Genomic DNA, 22,779 nt, shown 5'->3' with positions numbered 1-22,779 from the left:
CCAAACTGAATATACAAATTAGAATTTTTGAGTTAATAAAATATGTTTTAGTTCGGGTACAAAGTTAAATCATACTTAATCTTAAGGTCATTTAGATGAGCTTTTATTATTATTTTGCAGCTTATTCTATGACTTTTATTATTTTACTAATTTTGTATCTAACCAATTAGCTTTTGGGGTACAAGGCAACACGTTAACTATGATACCATTCACTTTTTATCTTTCCCAATCAAAACAGGATATAACGTGTCAGAAAAATATAACAGTGTTGAGCTTCAAGCAAGCTATGGTATTGGTTACCAAATGGGCGAACAATTAGTATCTAACCCATTTGAAGGTCTTGATATTGAAGCAGTAAAAGCTGGTCTAGCAGACGCTTTTGCTAAGCAAACCCCACAAGTTGATAATCAAACTTTGGGAGCTGCATTTAACGAAATTCACCAACGTATGCAAGCTGCAAAAGCAGATCAGCATAAAGGTGCAATCGAAGAAGGCGCAGCTTACTTAGCAGAAAATGCTAAACGTTCTGAAATTACAGTGACACCTTCTGGCTTGCAGTATGAAGTATTGACTGCTGGTGAAGGCGAAAAACCTACTGCTACTTCTAAAGTACGTACACATTACCACGGTACTTTAATTAACGGTAATGTATTTGATAGCTCTTATGAGCGTGGCGAACCTGCAGAGTTTCCAGTAAATGGCGTGATCAAAGGATGGACAGAAGCATTACAAATGATGCCTGTTGGATCTAAATGGCGTTTGCACGTTCCACATGATTTAGCATACGGTGAACAAGGCGCTGGCGGCGCAATTGGTCCTTTCAGTACTCTAGTATTCGATGTGGAACTATTAGATATCGTTGCTTAGTATTTGCAAATATCGTATTTAAAGGTCGGATTTATCCGGCCTTTTTTTGTGTCTTTTAACAAACCGTTAAAAGATCTAAACCTGCTTAGCTGCTAAAATGAACGATTGAATAATTTAATTAATAAAATAAAAATTTGGGGTAGTAAATGATTGACCTGATAACCAACCGTGACAGTAACGTCAAAAATGACGTGCTATCAGGAATAACCGTTGCATTGGCATTGGTTCCTGAAGCGGTTGCATTTGCCTTTGTTGCTGGCGTTGAACCTATGGTGGGGTTATACGCTGCATTTATGATGGGCCTAATAACATCTGCAATTGGTGGCAGACCGGGAATGATTTCTGGCGCAACGGGCGCGATGGCGGTGGTCATGGTTGCCTTGGTCGCTCAGCATGGTATCCAATACTTATTTGCCGCGGTTATTTTAGCTGGAATATTACAGATTTTAGCGGGCATATTCCGACTAGGAAAGTTCATCAGGCTTGTTCCCTATCCGGTAATGTTAGGCTTCGTAAATGGTTTGGCTATCGTCATTTTCCTTGCCCAATTAGGGCAGTTCAAAATAGTAAATGAGTTTGGTGTTCAAGAATGGATGCAAGGCAGCATGCTTTATTGGATGCTTGGTCTGGTTGCATTGACTATGGCAATTATCTATTTTTTACCTAAGCTAACTACCGCTGTACCCGCTTCCCTTGTGGCTATTGTAACCGTAACGCTGTTAGTGCATGGCTTAGATTTAGAAGCTCGCACCGTGATTGATTTTGTGCGCGGCATGTTACCTGAAGATCAAAAGGCCACAGCAACTTTAGCCGGTGAATTACCTAGCTTCAGTGTACCTATGGTGCCGTTGAACATGGAAACCTTGTATATCATTTTACCTACTTCAGTCATTCTCTGTTTAGTTGGTTTGATTGAATCATTGTTAACCTTGTCTTTAATCGATGAAATGACTGACACTCGCGGTCGTGGTAACAAAGAATGTGTAGGTCAAGGTGTTGCTAATACCGTCAATGGTTTCTTTGGTGGCATGGGTGGTTGTGCCATGATTGGTCAGAGCATGATTAACATCAACTCCGGTGGACGTGGTCGTCTTTCTGGTATTACCGCTGCACTGGTATTGTTAGGATTCATTTTATTCGCTGCACCGCTGATTGAAATGATTCCATTGGCCGCATTGGTGGGGGTGATGTTTATTGTAGTCATAGGTACCTTTGAATGGGCTTCGTTTCGCATTGTGCGTGGTGTAAACAAAGAAGATGCATTTGTGTTGTTCTTGGTCACGGGGATTACCGTTGCAGCCGATTTAGCGATAGCAGTGGTAGTAGGGGTCATTGTATCTGCGCTGGTTTTCGCATGGAAACACGCCACCCATATTAGTGCGAAAACCCATACAGATGAAGACGGTTGGAAAGTTTACGAACTTGACGGCCCCTTGTTTTTTGGTTCAGTTTTACACTTCAGAGATTTATTCGATCCGCAAAATGACCCACAGGACGTGGTCATTGATTTTAAAGATTCACGTATTTGGGATTCATCAGGCTTAGATGCAATTGATGGTTTGGCTGATAAGTACAAAATTCAAGGCAAGAAGCTACATATTCGGCATATTAGCCCTGAGTGTACTAACCTGTTAACCAAGGCTCAAGGCTACGTGGAAATGAATGTAAATGAAGATCCTCGTTATCGCATTGCCTCCGATAAATTGGGATAAATATATCCTCGGACTGAAGCCCGAGCTACAGATTTTGTAGGCTGGGCTTTAGTCCAGTTTTGGATGTATACCCCTGGTTTGTAGGCTGGGCTTTAGTCCAGCGAAAGATTTAGGAATCTTAGTTGTGAGCAAGAATTTCATCTAACTAAATTACTAGCTAGTGAAACTGGACTGACACATCATTCAGGTTGTTTATTTAGACGGGTACAAAAAAGCCGGATGATATCCGGCTTTTCAAATGGACTTGAGGTTCTATCAAAGGTTGATTTATTTTTGGGTAGTTAACCAGGTAATTAACTCAACAAATTCATTCGGCGTCATTTTTGAACCGAAAATTGCCTGATATTTATCATTTACGATAAAGGTGGGTACGCTACGAACACCTAAAGTCAATTTATCGTTTTTGCGCACGGCACCGCGGATTCCATAACTATTGGCCAGTTTTTTCAACTTATCACTGTCACCGCCAGCTTCTGCATACACCTTTAAAATGTCTTCCATGGAGGCAATATTTTTGCGATCTTTATGAATAGCTGTAAATAAAGCGGTGTTAAATTCGTCAGCTTTACCTAATTGGCGTGCTGCTAACATAGCTTTGGTCGCTGCATTCTGAGTATCTTTTTCAGCACCTCCCATAAAGTTCACGTGGGCTTTGGTAAAGGTCACGTCACTTGGCAGTTTACTTTTTAAATCTTTGGCAATGCTCTCGAATGTGAAACAGTGTGGACACCAAAATGAAAATACTTCGCGCACCTGCTTGGTTTCACTTGGTATCTCTTTTAATACCGTGTAGTGCTCACCTTCTTCCCACTTAGATTGGGCCATTGCAAGAGTTGGAACTGCGCATACAAATGCTATTAAAAGATTGCGCGTTAATTTAAAAATCATATAAATAAAATCCTGTAAAAAATAAGGTTATTAACGTTGTTTAGATAACCAAACAACTAAATCCGCAATATCATCCCTTGTCATACCTTCTACAATTTGGGCTTGATACTTTCCGTTAACAATGAAATTTGGTACACCGCTCAAATGTTCACGATAGGCCTCTATAATTTGATTATTCTGCTTGAGTAGGTTGTTAATTTGGAAGCTAGATTCCACTTTATCAAACTCGGCAGTATCAACGCCTTTGGCTAGGAAAATATTTCTTAACTCAGGTGTGCCTGTAATAGGTTGACGCTGTAAATGAATATAACTAAAAATAGCACTATTCATTTCTTCTTCTTTGTCCATAGTTCTGCCTATTAACAAGGCTTTTGTTGCGGCATCTTGTATTTGTGTGCTGGTAAAACGCATAAAGTTAACATGCACCTTTTTAAATGTGACATCTTTATCTAACTTTAGTTTTATCTGTTCAACAATAGGTTCGAAGTTATAACAGTGAGGACACCAGAAAGAAAAGAACTCTAGTACTTCAGGCTTTTCAGAAACCTCATCATTAATCACTAGGTAATGTTTACCTTCTTTCCATTTAGATGGAATTTCGGCTTGTTCTGATGAGCTCTCTTTGGAGCAGGCTTGCAGAGATAATAGTAAAAATAACGCTAATACAGTTGATAGTTTTTTCATATCAATCAATTCCTTCAAAAATTTATCAAAGGTTATCATAGCTAGTAAAAGATTAGGTATAGTTAATCAGTCAGATGAATACAATCTGTGGATGAAATGCATAAAAAAACCGCTTCTCGAAGCGGTTTTTTGTATCTTGCATTATTTCTACAAGCTAATCGTCGTTGCGACAAAAAAGTTTTGGCCTGCGGTATTGAAGCCATTTACTTCTTGATAGTTCTCATCAAAAAGGTTGTTTACACCCGCTTTGATGCTGACTGATTCAACTATTTGCCAACGGGCAGTTAGGTTCGTAAGTTGATAGTCATCTATTTCCACGCCACCAATATCTACCGCATTTCTGACACTTCTATAGGTCAATTCAGCACTGAGTTTGTCATCTAACCAAGCTTGTCTAATACCTAGGTTGAATTTATTTTTAGGCCTTCTCAAACGAACTTCACCGTCACTGTCTTGTGCATCATTGTAGGTATAATTAGCCCAGACTTTTAATCCGTTAGCGAATACTTGTTCAACGCTTGTTTCAACCCCTTTAGATTCACTTTCACCGAAAGACTGCAAATATCCTTGGTAAGCAGCTAAATCAAATACGATTTCGTTTTCGATGGATTGTTTGAAAAATACCATTTCAGCGCTCAATCCATTATGAGTATCGATGACGAAACCCAGATCCAAACCTTCACTATTTTCTTCGGCCAATTGCAAGCCTGCAGCTTCACCGTATGCATAAGGGCCATCGTTATAACTTTGCTCATACAAACTTGGCGCCCGGAAGCCGGTTCCGTATGTCGTTTTAAATTTTACATCCGCAAAATCAAATGAAACTACTTTGACTGCACCTAAGCGGACGCTATTGTGTTTACCGAAGGTGTCATTGTCGTCGTATCTGTAGCCTAGATTAAACGCCAATTGATTTGAAAACTGACCTAACCACTCAACAAATAGACTTTTCTGACTTCTGTCTAAATCACTGCTTTCGATTTCTTGGGTTTCTTTTTCAAGACCAAATACAAGATCGTGCTGTTTCCAGTTTACACTTCCAATGTATTCAAACTTATCGATAGTGCCTGAATTGGTAAATCCATACTCACCATTATTGATAAAATCTCTTTCAACATCCGTTTTGTTGTAAGCGATTTGGTGTTGACTATGACTGTCTTGATAACTCAAAGCGCCACGGAAAGTTTGCTGATCCGCTTCCGTTGTGCACTGATTAATTTGTGCAAAGGTGGTGTTGTCGTAACAGCCGTCGTATTGATTTTCTGCATCAACATTACGAAATACCAAAGAAGCTGCAATTTTATCAGTTAATTCCAGTTGGCCTTTAAAGTGAACAGTTTGGTTATCGTAGCCATCTTTTTCACCGCTTTCATCGCTAACTTGCGCGTTAAAACCGTCACTTTTAACTTTCGATGCTGACAACGAAAATGAACCGCTGTTGTTGCCGCCAGCAACATTAGCGTTTAATACTAGTGTATCAAAAGACCCTGCTGCAAGTGTACCACTGGCTTCAAAACCTTTGGTTAGTTGCTTGCTGTACATACTTATAACGCCGCCGGCATCTGCGCCGTAGGAAAGACCTTGGGTGCCTCGCAATATTTCTATTCGCGACAACTGATCAATCAGAACATCATCAAAAATCGGCGCAACTTGAGGAGATGAAGTGTCACTGAGTTCCACGCCATCAATATATAGTTTGGTTCTGAACCCTTCTTCACCACGAATTCTAACCACAGTACTTTTACCCAAACCGCCAGAATTAGACACGCCGACACTTGGCGTTTGACGTAAAATTTCAGTTACATTGAGAGCTGTTTGCATTTCAATATCGCTCTCATCTAATACTGAAACACTGGTGGCTAGTCGATTGGTTGGCAATTGAATACGGCTAGACACAACGGTCATCTTTTCAATGTCTTGTTGATTTTGCTGTTTTTGTGTTTGCGCATAGAGAGAGGGAGATGCCAGTGCCAAGCTAACGCTTAACGCTAAAAGAGTCGTTTTATTTTGCATGTTGTTTAGCCTTGTTAAGTACTCCGCCCGAGTACTATGTCATATGAATTACAGTTTGGAGTTTTGACTACAAACCTATGCTTCTCAGGCCGGTATCCGGGCTCACAAGTGTCCTAATAAAGACTCGATTAATAACCTTCCCATTTTTTCAAACAGTGGTAACTTATTAATCAAAAATACCCTTGAGTATCACTTGCTTACCGTTGCGGGGGCAGCGTCAGCATTAATCAGATTGGTATCTGATTGCACTGTCTTCCCGTTTAACCACCAGTGGTGGCACCTAAGAGGTGTGCATTATATCTATCTGTTCTTAAAAAAATAGGATTTTATAATTTTGTAATTAAAATAAGGTCAAGCTTGGCTCTTGGAGTGCGGAATATTGCTCTTTTAACGCTAATATTTGTTGTTCCCAATATTTGGCGTCGGCAAACCAAGGGAACGCTTGCGGGAAGGCAGGATCTTGCCAACGGCGGGATAACCAAGCCATATAATGGACCATACGCATAGCTCGCAATGGTTCAATTAAACTGAGTTGGCTGCTGTCAAATTGTGAAAATTCTTCATAGGCTTCTACCAATGTGTCCATTTGGATTCGTTGTTGGTAGGTATCACCAGACAACATCATCCAAAGATCCTGAATTGCAGGTCCCATTCTACAATCATCTAAGTCGACAAAGGTTGGGCCATCTCGCCATAGAATATTGCCTGGATGACAGTCGCCGTGCAGACGAATGGATGAATTCGGTTTATACAAGCTTGCCGCTAATTCAGTAACTTGTTCTAAAATCGTAAAAAAAGCAGTATGCAAACTGCTGGGGATAAGTTCGGTTTTATGCAAGGTTGCGTTTGCATCAAGCAAATGCTCTTGAATACTAAAAGTAGGACGGAAACTAAACGGCTGGCCTTTAGATACTTGATGGATGCGACCGATAAACCGTCCCATCCATTCAAGCTGATCTAGATTATCGACTTCAAATTGTCTGCCACCAACCGATGGGAAGATGGCAAAGTAAAAACCCTGATAACTATGTAATGATTCATTATTGGTGCGTAAAGGTGCAACCACAGGAATTTCATGATCATGCAGTTCTTGTGCGAAGTCATGTTCCTCCTGAATTTGCTCGCGACTCCAGCGCTGTGGTCGGTAAAACTTAGCCACATATCGACGCTTATCATCGCAAATAAATTGATAAACCCTGTTTTCATAACTGTTCAGTGCCAACAATCCCGAATCTACTAGGTATCCTCGGGATTCAATGGCATCCAGTATTGTATCAGGACCAAGTTGCGCAAAATCAAAGGTAGTCGCAATTGAGTCACTCATCGATATATGAACTTACTAGTTTCACTCATTTGAACAGGATCGTCACTGTCTGTTGAGGTCACCTTAAACTGAAATTCAGTCACGGTTTCATTTAACGCATAGGGATCGATTGCGATGCTAATAGGTAAGTTCAACACTTCCCCGCCAGCAACAGTCACCTGAGTTGGTCCGATATATTTATTGCCTTCTAAGCCAACCACATCAATTTTATAGGTGTGCTCAGCTTGGGATTTATTCAGTACTTTTAAGGTATAAACATTTTCAATTAGACCATCATTTGTTTCTCTGAATAACGAATTTCGGTCTCTGATAATGTCTACTTCTAGTGGTACCCGAGCAATAATTTCATAGGCCAAAAGAGAGGTCATGATAAACAGTACTATGGCATAACCAATCAATTTGGGACGGAATATCTTAGTTTTACCGCCGGCCAATTCATGTTCTGACGTAAAGCTAATGAGTCCTTTGGGATAATTCATTTTTTCCATTACCCCATTACACGCGTCTACACAGGCACCGCAGTTAATACATTCGTATTGCAAACCATTGCGAATATCTATACCTGTTGGGCACACTTGAACACACAAGTTGCAATCGATACAGTCACCAATGCCTTTTTGTTTAATCTCTTCGTGACTGGTTTTTCTGGAACGAGGTCCTCGTTTTTCGCCTCGAGTTGGATTATACGCAACGGTAAAGGTATCTTTATCAAACATTGCTGATTGAAATCTGGCGTAGGGGCATATGTGAGTACACATAATTTCACGCATCCAGCCAGCATTACCGTATGTGCAAACCGTAAAGAAAATGACTGAAAAGCCCGCCCAAAAACTAACGTCAAAGGTAAAGAAATCAATAAATAACTGGTTAATCGGCGTGAAATAACCGACAAAGGTCAATGCTGTTAACAAGGCCACCGACACCCAAGCGAAGTGTTTCAGGGCCTTTCGCCAGAATTTGTCGAAATCCATTTCACGCTGGTCTAATTTAATCCGCTTGTTTCTAGCACCTTCTATTTTTTCTTCAAACCAAATATAAATGAAAGTCCAAGTGGTTTGTGGACACATAAAGCCACACCAAACTCGTCCGGCAAAGGTGGTTACAAAGAATAATGCGAAGGCACCAATAATAAGGATCCAAGCCAATAAGGTTAAATCTTGTGGCCAAAGAGTCAGACCAAATATATTAAAGCGCTGAGCTCCAATATCAAATAGTACCGCTTGATGTGAGTTAAATTGAATCCACGGGATGAGCGCAAAAATGCCAAGAAATATTAAGCCAAAAAAACGTCGAAAGGTTTCTAGTGTGCCTTCAACAGCGCGGACATATATTCGACTTCGTGGGGTGTACGCGTTTTCGTGTTGACTGGCTTCTGGTTGGTGAACTTTTACAGCGGATATATCTTTGATTGGAATGCGTTCACTCATTCATCTTTCCTTTACGGGACTGCTAGAAACTCCGGCGAATTCGAAATTTCTATAGGTTAGTAATTAATCCCCCTATTATCGCACAGACTGCTCGCTAGTTGTTAATCTGGATCAATGAATTAACTGGTTTTTTTATCGATTCAACCCTATTTAGGTCGCACCCCGTTAAGAACAATAGACTGAATGTTATTTAAGGTCGACGCAAAAAATTCCGGGTCGTCTAAATTTTGACCGGTTACAGCCTCCACTTGCACACGGAAATCAGCATAGTGTTGGGTTGTTGCCCAAATACTGAAAATTAAATGATAGGGATCGATTGGCGCCAGTTTACCGGCTTCAATCCAACCTGAAATAACTTGAACTTTGGCTTCAACAATTGCCCTCAGTGGTGATTCGAGTTGATTGAACAAAAGCGGAGCACCTTGCACTACTTCCATACAAAATAAACGAGATTCCTTGGGGTTGTCGCGAGATAAAGCTAATTTTACTTCGATATAATTCGAAATGGCTTCGATGGGATCTTGCTCTGAATTAAACCCCTGTAGCGGCATTAACCAAACGTCTAATAATTGCTGAATTACCTCCACATAAAGCTGTTCTTTACTGGCAAAATAGTAGAGTAAGTTTGTTTTCGATACTTTGGCTAAGTCTGCGATCTGTTCAACACTTGTGCCGTGCACACCGTTACTCGAAAACAAGTCGAGGGCCGCTTGCATTATCACTTTTCGTTTATTGCGTTTTGCTTCAGTACGCTTACTTTGCGTTTTGGGGCTTGAGACACGTTTCGACTTTTTTTGTGTTTTTTTCACTAATGTTGAACTCATATGTCTACTTATATCCCATTTTAGTTTATTCCCTGTCCACTATGTTTTAACCAAGATTGAGAAATTAAGCAATCCCAAGAGTTTGTAATTTTTAATAATTAGCCTAATTGGAGTTCTTATGTTTAGCACTTTGTGCAGCTTCTAAACTGCAAGCTGGTGGAATGATAGATGCCAAATGACAGTTTTTTTGTTTATGCCTAACATAGGTGTAGAGTATAAAACTGATGAGTTTAGTCAGCGTTTATTTTAACCCCTCAATCACCATTTGAATGGATGTTAAATAGAAGCTTAATGTGAAGTGCCTTTAACCCAACCCATTTTTGGAATTTAAAAACATGACAACCCAATTAGATGACACCGCGTTAGCGCAATTATTTACTCATGCCCATACTCACACTGCTTGGCAAGACCAAAACATACCTGAAGAATTATTGTTGCAGTTATATGACCTAGTTAAGTTGGGCCCAACCTCGGCAAATTGTAGTCCTGCTCGTTTTGTATTTATTCGCTCTGATGAGGCTAGAGAAAAACTAAAACCTGCTTTATCTAAGGGCAATGTGGAACAAACAATGAGCGCACCCTGTACCGTCATTGTTGCATACGATAGTGAATTTTATGAACAGCTACCTAGATTATTCCCCTATGCTGATGCTCGCAGTTGGTTTACATCCAGCCCTGATGCAGCCTATGAAACCGCTATGCGCAATAGTTCGCTACAAGGCGCTTATTTAATTAGTGCTGCCAGAGCGCTAGGGCTAGACACAGGGGCAATGTCAGGGTTTAATCCTGAACTACTGAATCAAATTTTCTTCGAAAACAGTACGTGGAAAGTGAATTTCTTGATTAACTTAGGATACGGCGATGGCACAAAAGTGCATAAGCGACTTCCGCGTTTGGGGTTTGAAGAAGCTTGTAAAATTTTATAGTCCTTTGGCTTTACTCTCCAGCTAAAGGCAAATGTACTTAGGAGTGGTCCATTGGAACCAGATACACAACAGTTATCTTCACAATCTGAAGGGATATCTTGCATTAGCCCCGAGTGTTTTAGAGATAGTATGGCAAGTTTAGCCGGTGCTGTGAACGTAGTAACGACATCTACTGTCAGTGGAGATGTGGGGTTTACCGCAACTGCTGTATGCAGTGTAAGCGATAGCCCGGCGACATTATTAGTATGTTTAAATCGCAGTACATCAGTACATAGTGCATTTGTTGATAGCCCTTACTTAGCAATAAATACACTCTCCGAAGGCCATGAACAACTGTCTAATATATTCGGTGGTAAGGCAACAATGCCAGACCGTTTTGCAGTCGGGAAATGGGAGACACTGAAAACGGGCTCACCTGTGCTCGCTGATGCGGCAGTGAGCTTTGACTGTAAAGTGACTCATATTCAAAGTGTTGCCACACACGATGTCTTCTTCTGTGAAGTGGTAGCCGTTAAACGGGATGAGATGGCTGGGGCGTTGGTGTATTACCAACGCGGGTATCATCATTTACAAGATTAATAGCAACTGTCAGTTTTCCTTTTTTCTATCAGGGTTGTCAGCGCTGATTGCTAATTGATTGTTTGCATTGGTATTAGTTGCAAGACTTTTGTATAGACTTAGATAATACTCAGCGCTTCATTAAATAGACCTATTAGTCTAAGTTAGCCCTTGGTTTTGACTTAAGGCTTAATTTTGTCTTATTTAGATGTGAAAGTATGTTTAGGTATTTAATTGTTTTAGCAGAAGTTGTGATTTTAGTGATGACGCTACGTTCGTCGTTCGCGCAGTATTTGCTGGCTGATATCCAAAATGATTTATCCCAATTAATGACTGAAATATCGATGAAAATGGAAAAAACGCAACTAAATGATGTGCGTTATGCGCTAGCGCCCTATACGGAACAGATGCGCGATTTTCAACGTGATTACATACTTCAAATTACCGATAGTTCTGAAAACCTCGTTAATTTCCACGCTAAATATTGTCTACAACGGGAAATAAATCCCTACGTTAATGGTTCGAATTTAGAGCTGGTTTGTCACACCATTAGTAATTCAACTTTATTAGATGTGAGCGAATCATCTTAGTGTTTTAAGCGACTCTTGATATTTAATCGCTCAACTATTTGATCTGCGGTGCGGATTTAAATAGAAGACAGAAACCAGCACCGCCTAAATCTGCATTTTCAACCCAGCATTCACCATCATGCCAATGCATTATCCGTTTAATAATTGCTAAGCCTAAACCGGCTCCTCCACGTTTCCTATCACGGCTATTATCAGGACGGAAAAATGGCTCAAAGATACGCTTTTGATAGATTTCAGGTACGCCTAATCCGTCATCTTCCATGCGCAATAATACGCCCCGTGGGTGTTTGCAAACCACTATTCTTATGATTGAGTTAGCGTATCTGTTGGCATTATTAAATAGGTTGTCTATTACTCGTTCAATAAAGTGTTCGTCTCCCAAAATGGTAAGATCTGAGCCAATAAATTGAATACTGACTTGCGGCTGGCTACTTTTTTGTAAATATTCGATGCGTTGTTTGCACAATGTTAAAAGTGGGATCTCGGATATATTCAACTCTGGCTCTTGCACTTCCATGCTGGTGTAACTCAACATTTCTTGCACTAACTTTTCCAATTCATCAATATCTTTATTCATTTCGCTCCAAGGGCCAGATTGATCATAATCCTGGGCCGCGATTGCGAATTTTAGGCGAGACAATGGTGTTCTGAATTCGTGAGCGACCGCACCTGTTAACTCTCTTTGTGTATTTAACAGTTCGCGCACTCGATTGCCTAAATCGTTTAATGCAATGGCGATTGGGTAAACAACCGAGGTTCGTTCAACATCTATCGGTGGAAATTCACCACTGGGTCCAATCCGAGTCGCCGTTTGTTTCAACTGAAGCAGGTCTTTCCATAATGGCCATAACCACAGTGCAATTAACCCTGCCAGTAAAAAGAAAAATAAACCGCTGTATAAGACGTATTTACTGGTGCTTGTTTGATTGTGTAGCAAGCTAATTTCGATCAGTTTAGATGGTGGTGTTAGGAAGTAAATTTGAGTGCCATTTTGGCGGTCGAATAAGACCACGGGTAATTTCTGTTGCAATTTAGCAAGTTCTTCAGAATTCCAAGCCATATCAGCGGTGTTCAAAGTTGATACTGAGAATATTTGTTTGTCTAAATCATTGGCAGAGATACCACCACGTTGATGCAAAGCCGTCAATGCATCTACAATGGCTGCGTCTCCTTGATTTAACGCGTCGTCATTAAAAAATACATGATTGAGCAAAGCACTCAGTGCTACAAGGGATAGCGCAATAAATAGATATAAACTTAAAAATAAACGGGTCATATTATGGCTGGATGATTTTCCAAATTTGCACTATTCCCATGCATCAGGCACAAAGAAAAATCCCTTCCCCCAAATTGTTTTTATCTTGTAGGGGTTTTGTGGGTTATCCCGAAGTTTTTTACGTAATCGGGAAATGCGCACATCAGCGGATCTGTCTAAACCGTCATACTCTCTGCCAATTAACTCGCTGTATAAGGTTTCTCGTTCCACGAGTTTGGATGGGTTGGTAGCTAATTTCCACAGCATATCGAATTCGTGACTGGTCAGTTGAATCGATTCGTCTGACAAAAATACTTGTCGAGAATTGCGGTTGATTCTCAACTGCCCAAAATGCAATTCGTCAGTTTGTTGCATCGCTTCATTGTTGTGTGTGTCACTGCGCCTTAATAATGCATTTATGCGCGCTAACAGCACGCGGGGTTCTACTGGTTTAATAACGTAATCGTCTGCACCGAGTTCTAATCCCAACACTTGGTCGAAGTCGGAGCTCTTCGCGGTCACAAACAACAGAGGTCCGCTAAAGGTTTTGCGTAATTTTTTGCACAACTCGAAACCATCTTCGCCAGGCAACATGATGTCGAGAATAATAATGTCAGGTTCGAATGTTGCCATGCTTTGAGCCAACTTTAAGGAGTCGTATAAACAATGGACTTCAAAATCCTGCTGGTTCAGAAAATTAGCCATTAATTGGCTTAAGCGTTTGTCATCCTCAATCAATAAAATGCGTTTGTTCAAAATAGACTCCAAGGTTGCCTAACCCGTCTAACCTGCTTTTTGCTAGCTCTGGCTTTAATATCCATTTCATGGGACAGAATGACAGTACCATTTTCAGACTTGAGATATAATACAGTATCTTCGCTGAAACGAATTACAAGGGTGTTTTGTTGCGCCGTTCCTGACCAGCAACTTAACCGCGTTTGATCTTGATAATAGCAGTAGGTTCCTGGTTGTAAATTCTGAAAATTAAGTGTTAATGCCATTTCGCAGGTGTCACCTAAGTTTTCCACAATGCATACTTTAGGCTGAACACTCCAACTGGGTACCGCCCCCCATACTTTTGGTATGCCGACAATTATTGTCAACACCATCATCAGTAAATAGCCAGTTTTGAATTTGCAGCAGCACTGATTCATCAAAAACGCCGCCCCAAACCAACAAACAAATTGGTCACATTGTTTTCTTCTACAATAGGGCTATTAATCATTGAAGTATGCAGTTTGCGATAGGCGGCATTGGCTATCCAGTGCCAATTTTCATCGAGTTTTTTAGTATACAAAAGTGATATACCGGGTTGCAGCCCAGAAGATACTTGATAGTGATAGTTCGGATTCGCAGTGTCTTTTTTATCAATTCCATAATAATAGTTTGCTAAGTTAGCACTTTTCCAAACTATGCTAGGGCGCACCATAAACTGCCAGTTATCGCCAACCCAGTAATATTGATAAGAAAGATTGGCCTTTTGACCTTGATGCACGTTGCTCGCATCGGTTTCGATAGAAAAACTGATTTCGTGATTACCGTTATAAAAATGGAATCGAGTACCGAAATTAATTGCCCAACTTCGACCGCTGATTTCGTCAACTGAGAGTCTAGCGTCCTCGGAGGTTAGGTCACCATCTGTGTCTTTGTTTGGAGGCTCAATGGAGGGCGAGGAAGGAAATGCGGCGGGCACAGTTACATTGCCAGGATGCCAGAGTTCGAAAAAAGTTTTTTCTCGATCAAGGGTTAGATAGGTTTCAATGCCGGTCTTTTCGGTTTGTTGCCACTGATAACCGATTTCTCCGTTATCAAAGTAAAACTGTTCGCCATACCAAGCCACATCGAACAATATAACGTTAGGGAAGTTATCGCCATCAACTAATGGATTAGAACGAACGCCTATACCAAAGGCGACACCTATATCCCATTCTTCTTCTTGTATGCAATTTTTGGATGTTTCACAGCCTAATAACGGGCTCGCATAGCCAGTTGCAATGAAAAAGATAACGCATATTAGACAGTGTTTTAACACCTCATTCTCGACCTTCAGCTAGCACAATATTGTTGAGCAAATATTTGCTCAATATTGAAAGGTTAACAGACCTTTTGCAAACCTACATCGTAGGGTTACAAATATTCACAATTATTGTCAATTCTTAATAGAAAATAACATCTCCAGTTACTAGGATTAAATCAGTAATGGTATAGATATTAAAAGTTTGAAAGAAAGGTGTGTGCTATGTATGGAAATAAAGCTGCAATGTCTTCTTTGTTTGCCGCCTTACTATTAGGGGCGTGCGGTGGAGGCAGTGGGACAGACACAAAAGTGACTGAAAACAAACCGCCTGAAGTCAATCAACCCAGTGGTTTTGTCGGTGCCTTAGTTCAAGACTCGGGGAAAACTGAGCGCTATATAAAAAATGGCATTTATGCCGCATCATTAAGTGAGTCTGATTACACCGCTGGGGGGGATGTGGCGAGCCCGAGTATCGGCAGTAGCCCTTATTCCACAACTAATACCGTAGAAAGTGGTGTCGATGAGGCCGATAGAATTAAATACGATGGTGAAACTTTCTATTTGGCAAACTATCCTATTTGGTCATCTGCAAATCAAAGTCCAGCCGATATTCGAGTTATCCAACGAAATCAGGACGACACGCTAACAAGTCTCCCAAACATTCCGTTAGCACAGGAGAGTGACGACATTATTGGCATATATCTACATCAAAAACGTTTAGTCGCGATAAGTTCTACTATGCCGGTCTATCCCATCGATTTCATCAGTATTGCTCCTTGGGAACCCGTTGAACAGAAATTCAGCGTGCAATTTTTTAATGTTAGTGATCCGCACAACGCTCTGGCTGAAAACCTCCTGACATTTGATGGCTCGTTACTATCAACCCGTCGAATTGATAACCAATTATATGTGGCCAGTAGTTATGTCCCCTATATTGACGGCCTTCAACCGTATGCCGCTACAGATGAGGAGAAACTAGCGAATTATCAGAACGTTATTGGTGTTTCCAGTGACGCTGTAATGCCCCGTGTTGATATCAATGGTCAATCAATGGCAATGAACCTTATGGCTGAGTGTTATGTTCCTGAAGCCGCTACAGAGGATGATGGTTTTGCTCAGATATTAACGGTGACTAGAATCAATATAGATGACCCAACTGATCAACAATCTATCTGCATGAGCGTACAAGCTTATATGCTCTATATGTCAGAGCAATCTATGTACTTAGCAAGCAGTATTGAAGGGCAACAAACAGCGTTTCATAAAATTAGTTTAGAGAATATGAGCTATCAGGCATCGGGCGCTGTTGATGGTGTGTTGAGCTGGCGAAGTGATCCCTTATTTAAGGTTGATGAAAGTGATGGCTACTTACGAGTAATAACCACTGATAATTCGGTTTCTCCTGCAGTTCATCAACTGACGGTCTTAGCTCAAAGTGGCAATGAGTTGACGACTATTGCAAGTTTACCTAATGAAAATCAACCGCAAGCGATTGGCAAACCCGGAGAAGATATATACGCGGTGAGATTTATCGATGAGCAAGCATATATAGTTACCTTTGAACGAATCGATCCGCTTTATATTATTGATTTAAGTGATAATAGCGCACCTTTCATCGCTGGTAGCCTAGAAATTCCTGGTTTTTCAAGTTATTTGCATCCCCTCAAAAATGGTTTATTACTGGGAGTTGGCCAACAAGTCCAGCTTGATGACTTGCCCAGTAACGGTGATGCAACGCTAGTTGAAAACAGTGCGCAGGTGATGCTTTCTCCACCACCTGTGGAGCCAAATGGAATGAAAGTGAGCTTATTTGATATTCGTGATGCGGCTAACCCAATTGAGCTGACATCCATTATTGCTGCGGATGCATTTACGCCTGTGGAATTCAATTACAAAGCGCTGAGCGTATTGGAAGCGGATGGTTTCTATCGGTTCGCTTTCCCAGTGGAAAAGCTTAAATCTTCAACTGATGTAAGCAGCAATGACAATGTGGTTGATGTGCCACAGAATAGTTTGATGTTGTTTGCGGTTGAAACGAAGGATGTATCACCAGAATTAGAATGGCTGGGGAATGTCAAAGCTGATAATGACAGTGCGGAATATATCTTTTCAGGTGAAGATCGCAGTGTTATTCAAGGGGAATATGTATATTACTTCCGAGGAAATCAAGTTTGGCAAGCACTGTGGGCAAATCCAAGTGCAGTTTCAGGACCTTTTTAAGGCCGTCCATTTAAAGCTCTAAGAATTAGGGCACTAGGCCTTTGGGGCCGTCTCTATTGTGACGGCTCTTTTTTATTCGGGAACATTTTAGATAGTTTACCTGTCTACAATATACACGATGAATTATGCTGGGCTTCTTAGTTACAATAGTGCTATTCAGTGGCTGTTCATAATAGTCAGCCTAAACTGTAATTAAGCTGGCTTTTAATTTAAACAAAGGGGATTAACAATGAAAAACCTGTCATTAGCATTGATTGCGACTGTCGCAACAACGGTCTCGTGTTTCAGTTATGCAAAAGCCGATGTGGAAATTACATGGGAAAACCCGAAAGAGTTCCGCGATGTTAAACCCACTCTGCAATCGCGCACTAAATTCAGAGAGCAGACTTTTAGCAAACTTGAGGAATTTATTACTGAATTAGCCGAAGATCTGCCGGACGGCCAAAAATTAACCATGACTGTTACTAATTTGGATTTGGCGGGAGAAGTATGGCCTTCATCTTTCGTAGGAATGGGCAATGCCGGAGGCGAAGTTAGAGTCGTAAAACAAATCGACATTCCGCGGATGACGTTTTCGTACTCATTAATAGATACTAAGGGTAAAGTTCTGCATTCTGCTGATGAGGTTAACCTTAAAGATATGAGTTTTATGGATCACTCGACGATTCGCTTTAAAAACGATTCTTTAAAGTATGAGAAAAAAATGATTGAAGATTGGTTTAACGATGAATTTCCGGATTTAATCGCCAAAAAATGAAAAAAAGACCGCCAATTGGCGGTTTTTTTCTGACCATTTGTTCAGGTTTATTATTTGAATAACCCTTTAAAATCAATATGAAACAATGATTTCATTATTTTCGTGGTGAAATATATTTACCCTTCAAGCGTCTCCATGCCTTTTTAATTCGTTGAATTACTAACCTGTTTCTGACAATATCGATGCCGGAAAAAGGTACAGTTTGTCATTTGAATGTCACACAATGGCAATACCATCCGACCACTAATAAAAAGGGCTACGCCCCAAAAAATAACTAATTATAAGCCATTAAATGGCATTTGAAGTACTCAGGTTAGGAGAGGCTATGAAAATTAAGTATCCAGCGTTGCTGGCGCTTGTGTGTGCATCCTTCGCGCATGCAGAAAGCGTATTCATCAACGAACTTCATTACGATAATGTCAGTACTGATTCCGGCGAAGCAATAGAAATTGCAGGTCCGGCAGACACTGACTTAAGCGGATGGAGTTTAGTATTTTATAACGGAAGTAATGGTTCAGTTTACCAAACCACTTCTCTAAATGGCAGCATACCCAATCAGCAAGACGGTTTTGGTACAGTAGCAGTTTCTTATCCTTCAAACGGTATTCAAAACGGCCCTGACGCAATTGCATTAGTAAATAGTAGTAATACTGTTGTTCAATTTATTAGCTACGAAGGCACATTTGATGCCGTAGGTGGTGCAGCGGATGGAATGACCCCTACCGATATTGGCGTTTCCGAAAGCGGCAGTACGGCTGTTGGTGATTCGTTACAGTTGTCTGGTTCAGGCACTGATGACGGTGACTTTGCGTGGCAAAGTGCAGCGGCAAATACCTTTGGTGCAGTTAACACTGGGCAAACGTTTGGCAGTGGCGATGACGGTGGCGGTGATGGCGGCGGCGGTGATGATACAGGCAGCCTAGAAGGCGTTTGTTTTAACTGCCCAGATTTAGATAAAGTTGCCGATGCCGCAGAGTTTAATGACGCCAGTTATTATGCAACTGTTATTACTGAAGTGGAGAATGGTTCTACTTCTACAATGATTAAATCGGCATTGACTGATGTTATCTCTACTGATCATCGTGTGCTTACTTATGATCAAGTCTGGACCGCTTTAACGGAGTCAGATGAAGATCCAGAAAACGCTGATAATGTGCTATTAATTTATAAAGGCATTTCACTGCCTAAGTTATCTAACGGTAGCGCTGAGCAAAGTTCTGACCCAGACAATTGGAATCGTGAACATGTATGGCCCAACAGCCATGGTTTCCCGGATCGTGATTATGAAGCCTATACAGATATCCATCATTTACGTCCTTCTGATATTTCAGTCAATAGTTCTCGCGGCAACCTAGATTTTGACAATAGTGATACACCGCTAGCGGAAGCACCTAGTAATAGTGTTGACGGTGATTCTTTTGAACCAAGAGATGCAGTCAAAGGTGATGTGGCCCGTATGATGTTTTATATGGACACACGTTATGAAGGGTTAGGTGACCTTACACCTGATTTATTATTAAGTAATGGTTTGACTAGTGTCGGTGAAGCACAGCTTGGCAGACTTTGCCGTTTGATTGAATGGCACAATGGTGATCCAGTTGACGCTTTAGAGCAACAACGTAACGAAACCATTTACGAGTACCAAGGCAACCGTAACCCCTATATTGATCACCCTGAATGGGTTGCAACCTTATACACTGCTGAAGTCTGTGGAGACGATGATGGTGGTGGTGATGATGGTGGCGGTGACGACGGCGAAGATCCCGTTGAAACTGGTTCAGTAGAAGCTAACGCGTTAGTGATTACCGAAATCATGCAAAATCCGAGTGCGGTAGGTGATTCATACGGTGAATGGTTTGAAGTACTTAATACCAGTACGCAAGTGATTAACCTAAATGGTTGGACTATCCGCGACAACGATACAGACTCTTTTGTGGTCGATGAAGATGTCTTTATTGGTGTTGGTGAATATGCCGTATTAGGTAAAAATGCAGATACATCAGTAAATGGCGGAATTATTTTGGCTTATGCCTTTGGTGGTTCTATGGCATTGGCAAACGGTGATGACGAGATAGTTCTGGTTGATCCTGAAGGCAATATCATCGACGAAATCACTTATGATGATGGTGACACTTTCCCTGATCCAAATGGCGCGTCTATGTATCTAGTTGACCTCTATGGAGACAACAACATAGGCACTAAATGGGCAGAAGACACTACTAACTTCTATGGTAGCTCCGACTCAGGTACACCAGGTACAGGTGATGCAAGCTTTAGTTTAGTTATCACCGAGATTATGCAAAATCCGAGTGCGGTAAGTGATGCAAACGGTGAGTGGATTGAAGTACTTAATACCGGTGTGATTGCAGCTAACTTAAATGGTTGGGTGTTACGTGATAATGACTTTGATTCACACACTATCGTTGGCGACGTATATGTGCCAGCTGGTACTTATGCGGTTTTAGCTATCAATAGTGATTCTGAGACCAATGGTGGCATGGATGTTCTGTATCAATATAGTGGGTTTACCGCAGCAAATGGTGGTGATGAAGTCGTATTAGTGCGCCCTAATGGTGATATCGAAGATATTGTTGAATACGATGGCGGACCAGCATTCCCAGATCCAAATGGTGCTTCTATGACGTTAGTTTCAGCAAGTCTGGATAACAACGTTGGTGACAACTGGGTTGCCGAATCAACAGCGACGTTTGGTAGTGGTGACTATGGAACACCAGGTTCTGGTCCTGATGGTAAAACCTATGGCGGTGGCGGAGATGACCCTGTTGACGAAATACCTGAAATTGGTGTTTGTACTGATCCAGCGACTCTGATTAGCGAAATTCAAGGTAATGATTTTGCATCGCCTCTAGAAGGACAAGAGCATATAGTTGAAGCTGTAGTCACTTCGGTAACGGCTGACTTTGGTGGTTTCTACGTACAAGAGGAAGATTTTGACGCAGACGCTGACTCAGCTACATCTGAAGGTATTTACGTTAGTTACTACGATACTGATGCATTACCTGAGATGGGAAATGTGGTTCGTCTAATCGGCACCGTAGCTGAAAACTTTGGTCGTACACAACTAAATGTATCTTCTGCTTATTTGGCATGTGGCACAGGTAGTGTAACGCCAACTGCCTTTACTATGCCGTTTAGTAGTTCTCTTGATGCTGAATCATTAGAAAATATGTTGGTGGTTAACGAATCTCCGCTGACGGTAACAGATACCTACACATTGGCCCGTTTCGGCGAAGTTGGTTTGTCCTTTGGCAGACTATATAACCCAACTAATGTTCATACACCACTTTCACCAGAAGCTATTGCGTTAGCTGAAGAAAATGCACTTAACTACATTGTTATGGATGATGGTTTAGATGTACAAAATCCAGAAACGGTTATTTACCCTGAGGGTAACCTTTCGGCGCTAAATACATTGCGTACTGGTGATACGGTAGTCAATATTAAGGGGGCTTTGGATTACAGTTTCAGTAACTTCCGAATTCATCCGGTTGAAACACCTACAATTGTAAATTCAAATGAGCGTGAATCTGAGCCCACTATTACTCGCGGAAACGTGACTGTGGCTAGCTTAAACGTATTGAACTTGTTTAATGGTGACGGTCAAGGCGGCGGCTTCCCTACGGAGCGCGGTGCTGATTCGTTGTTCGAATATGAGCGTCAAATTGCCAAAACAGTTGCAGCTATATCTACCATGGATGCGGATATCGTTGGTTTGATGGAAATTGAGAATGACGGTTTTGGTGAGTTCAGTATGATTGCTGAGCTAACTGAGCGTTTAAACCTTGTTATGGGTGAAGGTACTTATGACTTCGTCAGTTATTCTGGTGAAATAGGTACTGATGCTATCGCTGTAGCCATGCTGTACAAGCCTGCTAGTGTCTCGCTAGATGGTGAGGTGAAAATCAACTTCGATAGTATTTTCAATCGTCCTCCTGTCGCGCAATCATTTACTGCTGCAAATGGTGCGGATATCACTGTTGTGGTAAATCACTTTAAGTCTAAAGGATGTGGTAGCGCAACTGGTGATGATGCAGACCAAGGTGACGGCCAAGGTTGTTACAATGCTAAACGTACACAACAATCTTTAGCCTTAACCAGCTGGTTAGCCACTGAAGAGTCGTTGTCTAGCAAAGAAAACGTGTTAATCATTGGCGACTTGAATGCTTACGCAAAAGAAGATCCTATTGCAGCTCTTGAAAGCCAAGGTTTTGTAAACTTGGTTGAAACATTCCAAGGTGCTGAAGCCTATTCATATACTTTCAGTGGTGAATTTGGTTATTTAGATCACGCTTTAGCAAGTGAAAGTTTGTTAGCCCAAGCAGTCGATACCATTGAATGGCATATCAACGCTGATGAACCTTTTGCTCTTGATTATAATGTTGAATACAAATCAGATGCTCAAATCAACGATTTCTACTCGGATGATGCATTTAGAGTATCAGATCACGATCCAGTGATGATCAGCTTTGAGCTTGAGTCTCCAGCGGTACAAGGTGACTTGGATGGTGACATGGACGTAGACTATTATGACATGCGTGCGCTAATGATATTAATTCAACGCGGCGAAGCTACATTAGCTGAGCATGATTATAATAATGACGGTTTGCTTGACAGTCGTGATGTATCTGCCATTCGCAGCTTATGTACACGTAGAGCTTGTTCAACTCGTTAATTAAAACCTACATAAATAAAAACC

General features: G+C 41.1%; 18 protein-coding genes and 1 riboswitch. Of the genes, 8 read left to right on the top strand and 10 right to left on the bottom strand.

Features of this window, described 5'->3' with window-relative positions:
* The first annotated feature begins 303 nt into the window (after positions 1 to 303).
* A complete protein-coding gene (locus KO530_RS06425) occupies positions 304 to 867 on the top strand; it encodes an FKBP-type peptidyl-prolyl cis-trans isomerase (protein WP_252728945.1) in 564 nt (187 codons plus the stop codon).
* Positions 868 to 1,013: 146 nt separating this feature from the next.
* Positions 1,014 to 2,579, top strand: coding sequence for a SulP family inorganic anion transporter (locus KO530_RS06420; RefSeq protein WP_216047586.1), 1,566 nt, complete (start codon positions 1,014 to 1,016; stop codon positions 2,577 to 2,579).
* A 267-nt stretch (positions 2,580 to 2,846) separates the two neighbouring features.
* On the opposite strand, the gene KO530_RS06415 is transcribed toward KO530_RS06420, so the two are convergent.
* From KO530_RS06415 to rutR, 6 genes are all read right to left on the bottom strand, one after another.
* Positions 2,847 to 3,467, bottom strand: coding sequence for a thiol:disulfide interchange protein DsbA/DsbL (locus KO530_RS06415; RefSeq protein ID WP_216047585.1), 621 nt, complete (start codon positions 3,465 to 3,467; stop codon positions 2,847 to 2,849).
* Positions 3,468 to 3,497: 30 nt separating this feature from the next.
* Positions 3,498 to 4,151, bottom strand: coding sequence for a thiol:disulfide interchange protein DsbA/DsbL (locus tag KO530_RS06410; protein WP_216047584.1), 654 nt, complete (start codon positions 4,149 to 4,151; stop codon positions 3,498 to 3,500).
* A 147-nt stretch (positions 4,152 to 4,298) separates the two neighbouring features.
* Positions 4,299 to 6,164, bottom strand: a complete 1,866-nt coding sequence (locus KO530_RS06405; RefSeq protein WP_216047583.1) for a TonB-dependent receptor plug domain-containing protein — start codon at positions 6,162 to 6,164, stop codon at positions 4,299 to 4,301.
* A 70-nt stretch (positions 6,165 to 6,234) separates the two neighbouring features.
* Positions 6,235 to 6,463: riboswitch (cobalamin riboswitch) on the bottom strand.
* A gap of 41 nt (positions 6,464 to 6,504) precedes the next feature.
* Complete coding sequence (locus KO530_RS06400) at positions 6,505 to 7,488, bottom strand: serine/threonine protein kinase (RefSeq protein ID WP_216047582.1); 984 nt, start codon at positions 7,486 to 7,488, stop codon at positions 6,505 to 6,507.
* Positions 7,485 to 8,915, bottom strand: coding sequence for a cytochrome c oxidase accessory protein CcoG (gene ccoG, locus KO530_RS06395; protein ID WP_216047581.1), 1,431 nt, complete (start codon positions 8,913 to 8,915; stop codon positions 7,485 to 7,487). The genes KO530_RS06400 and ccoG overlap by 4 nt, the downstream gene beginning before the upstream one ends.
* A 146-nt stretch (positions 8,916 to 9,061) precedes the next feature.
* On the bottom strand, positions 9,062 to 9,739 hold the full coding sequence (gene rutR / locus KO530_RS06390) for an HTH-type transcriptional regulator RutR (RefSeq protein ID WP_216047580.1): 678 nt from the start codon (positions 9,737 to 9,739) through the stop codon (positions 9,062 to 9,064).
* A gap of 335 nt (positions 9,740 to 10,074) precedes the next feature.
* On the opposite strand from rutR, the gene KO530_RS06385 reads away from it, so the two are divergent.
* From KO530_RS06385 to KO530_RS06375, 3 genes are all read left to right on the top strand, one after another.
* The gene (locus KO530_RS06385; RefSeq protein ID WP_216047579.1) at positions 10,075 to 10,665 is read left to right on the top strand and encodes a malonic semialdehyde reductase; all 591 of its coding nucleotides are present in this window, start codon (positions 10,075 to 10,077) and stop codon (positions 10,663 to 10,665) included.
* Positions 10,666 to 10,716: 51 nt separating this feature from the next.
* Entirely contained in the window at positions 10,717 to 11,244 is a 528-nt protein-coding gene (locus KO530_RS06380) for a flavin reductase (RefSeq protein ID WP_252728924.1), read from the top strand.
* A gap of 197 nt (positions 11,245 to 11,441) precedes the next feature.
* Positions 11,442 to 11,813, top strand: a complete 372-nt coding sequence (locus tag KO530_RS06375; RefSeq protein WP_216047578.1) for a hypothetical protein — start codon at positions 11,442 to 11,444, stop codon at positions 11,811 to 11,813.
* Positions 11,814 to 11,847: 34 nt separating this feature from the next.
* Here the strand turns inward: KO530_RS06375 and KO530_RS06370 are convergent, their stop codons facing one another.
* From KO530_RS06370 to KO530_RS06355, 4 genes are read right to left on the bottom strand one after another with little or no spacing between them, the layout of a single operon-like run.
* Entirely contained in the window at positions 11,848 to 13,089 is a 1,242-nt protein-coding gene (locus KO530_RS06370; RefSeq protein WP_252728922.1) for an ATP-binding protein, read from the bottom strand.
* 30 nt (positions 13,090 to 13,119) lie between these two features.
* Positions 13,120 to 13,824 (bottom strand): response regulator, encoded by a 705-nt coding sequence (locus KO530_RS06365; RefSeq protein WP_216047577.1) that lies wholly within the window; start codon positions 13,822 to 13,824, stop codon positions 13,120 to 13,122.
* Complete coding sequence (locus KO530_RS06360; protein ID WP_216047576.1) at positions 13,821 to 14,180, bottom strand: DUF3019 domain-containing protein; 360 nt, start codon at positions 14,178 to 14,180, stop codon at positions 13,821 to 13,823. The genes KO530_RS06365 and KO530_RS06360 overlap by 4 nt, the downstream gene beginning before the upstream one ends.
* A gap of 41 nt (positions 14,181 to 14,221) precedes the next feature.
* Positions 14,222 to 15,100, bottom strand: a complete 879-nt coding sequence (locus tag KO530_RS06355; protein ID WP_216047575.1) for a MipA/OmpV family protein — start codon at positions 15,098 to 15,100, stop codon at positions 14,222 to 14,224.
* A gap of 207 nt (positions 15,101 to 15,307) precedes the next feature.
* Here KO530_RS06355 and KO530_RS06350 point away from each other — a divergent pair, with 207 nt between their 5' ends.
* The 3 genes from KO530_RS06350 (at position 15,308) to KO530_RS06340 (ending at position 22,755) form a co-directional block, all read left to right on the top strand.
* Positions 15,308 to 17,305: a beta-propeller domain-containing protein gene (locus tag KO530_RS06350; protein WP_216047574.1), complete on the top strand. Its 1,998-nt coding sequence runs from the start codon at positions 15,308 to 15,310 to the stop codon at positions 17,303 to 17,305.
* Positions 17,306 to 17,534: 229 nt separating this feature from the next.
* Positions 17,535 to 18,062, top strand: a complete 528-nt coding sequence (locus tag KO530_RS06345) for a DUF3016 domain-containing protein (RefSeq protein WP_216047573.1) — start codon at positions 17,535 to 17,537, stop codon at positions 18,060 to 18,062.
* A 325-nt stretch (positions 18,063 to 18,387) separates the two neighbouring features.
* Positions 18,388 to 22,755 carry an ExeM/NucH family extracellular endonuclease gene (locus KO530_RS06340; protein WP_216047572.1) on the top strand — a complete coding sequence of 1,456 codons (4,368 nt, stop codon included), beginning with the start codon at positions 18,388 to 18,390 and terminating at the stop codon, positions 22,753 to 22,755.
* Positions 22,756 to 22,779: the final 24 nt, after the last annotated feature.

It is taken from the genome of Aliiglaciecola lipolytica, assembly GCF_018860635.1.
Lineage (GTDB): Bacteria > Pseudomonadota > Gammaproteobacteria > Enterobacterales > Alteromonadaceae > Aliiglaciecola > Aliiglaciecola lipolytica_A.
This window is presented reverse-complemented; position numbering and strand designations above follow the sequence as displayed.

What these genes read in the sequence shown, in the direction of transcription:
- KO530_RS06425 (WP_252728945.1), top strand. Translation starts at nt 304, where the DNA reads ATGGGCGAACAATTAGTATCTAACCCATTTGAAGGTCTTGATATTGAA.
- KO530_RS06420 (WP_216047586.1), top strand. Translation starts at nt 1,014, where the DNA reads ATGATTGACCTGATAACCAACCGTGACAGTAACGTCAAAAATGACGTG.
- KO530_RS06415 (WP_216047585.1), bottom strand. Translation starts at nt 3,467, where the DNA reads ATGATTTTTAAATTAACGCGCAATCTTTTAATAGCATTTGTATGCGCA.
- KO530_RS06410 (WP_216047584.1), bottom strand. Translation starts at nt 4,151, where the DNA reads ATGAAAAAACTATCAACTGTATTAGCGTTATTTTTACTATTATCTCTG.
- KO530_RS06405 (WP_216047583.1), bottom strand. Translation starts at nt 6,164, where the DNA reads ATGCAAAATAAAACGACTCTTTTAGCGTTAAGCGTTAGCTTGGCACTG.
- KO530_RS06400 (WP_216047582.1), bottom strand. Translation starts at nt 7,488, where the DNA reads ATGAGTGACTCAATTGCGACTACCTTTGATTTTGCGCAACTTGGTCCT.
- ccoG (WP_216047581.1), bottom strand. Translation starts at nt 8,915, where the DNA reads ATGAGTGAACGCATTCCAATCAAAGATATATCCGCTGTAAAAGTTCAC.
- rutR (WP_216047580.1), bottom strand. Translation starts at nt 9,739, where the DNA reads ATGAGTTCAACATTAGTGAAAAAAACACAAAAAAAGTCGAAACGTGTC.
- KO530_RS06385 (WP_216047579.1), top strand. Translation starts at nt 10,075, where the DNA reads ATGACAACCCAATTAGATGACACCGCGTTAGCGCAATTATTTACTCAT.
- KO530_RS06375 (WP_216047578.1), top strand. Translation starts at nt 11,442, where the DNA reads ATGTTTAGGTATTTAATTGTTTTAGCAGAAGTTGTGATTTTAGTGATG.
- KO530_RS06370 (WP_252728922.1), bottom strand. Translation starts at nt 13,089, where the DNA reads ATGACCCGTTTATTTTTAAGTTTATATCTATTTATTGCGCTATCCCTT.
- KO530_RS06360 (WP_216047576.1), bottom strand. Translation starts at nt 14,180, where the DNA reads ATGATGGTGTTGACAATAATTGTCGGCATACCAAAAGTATGGGGGGCG.
- KO530_RS06350 (WP_216047574.1), top strand. Translation starts at nt 15,308, where the DNA reads ATGTATGGAAATAAAGCTGCAATGTCTTCTTTGTTTGCCGCCTTACTA.
- KO530_RS06345 (WP_216047573.1), top strand. Translation starts at nt 17,535, where the DNA reads ATGAAAAACCTGTCATTAGCATTGATTGCGACTGTCGCAACAACGGTC.
- KO530_RS06340 (WP_216047572.1), top strand. Translation starts at nt 18,388, where the DNA reads ATGAAAATTAAGTATCCAGCGTTGCTGGCGCTTGTGTGTGCATCCTTC.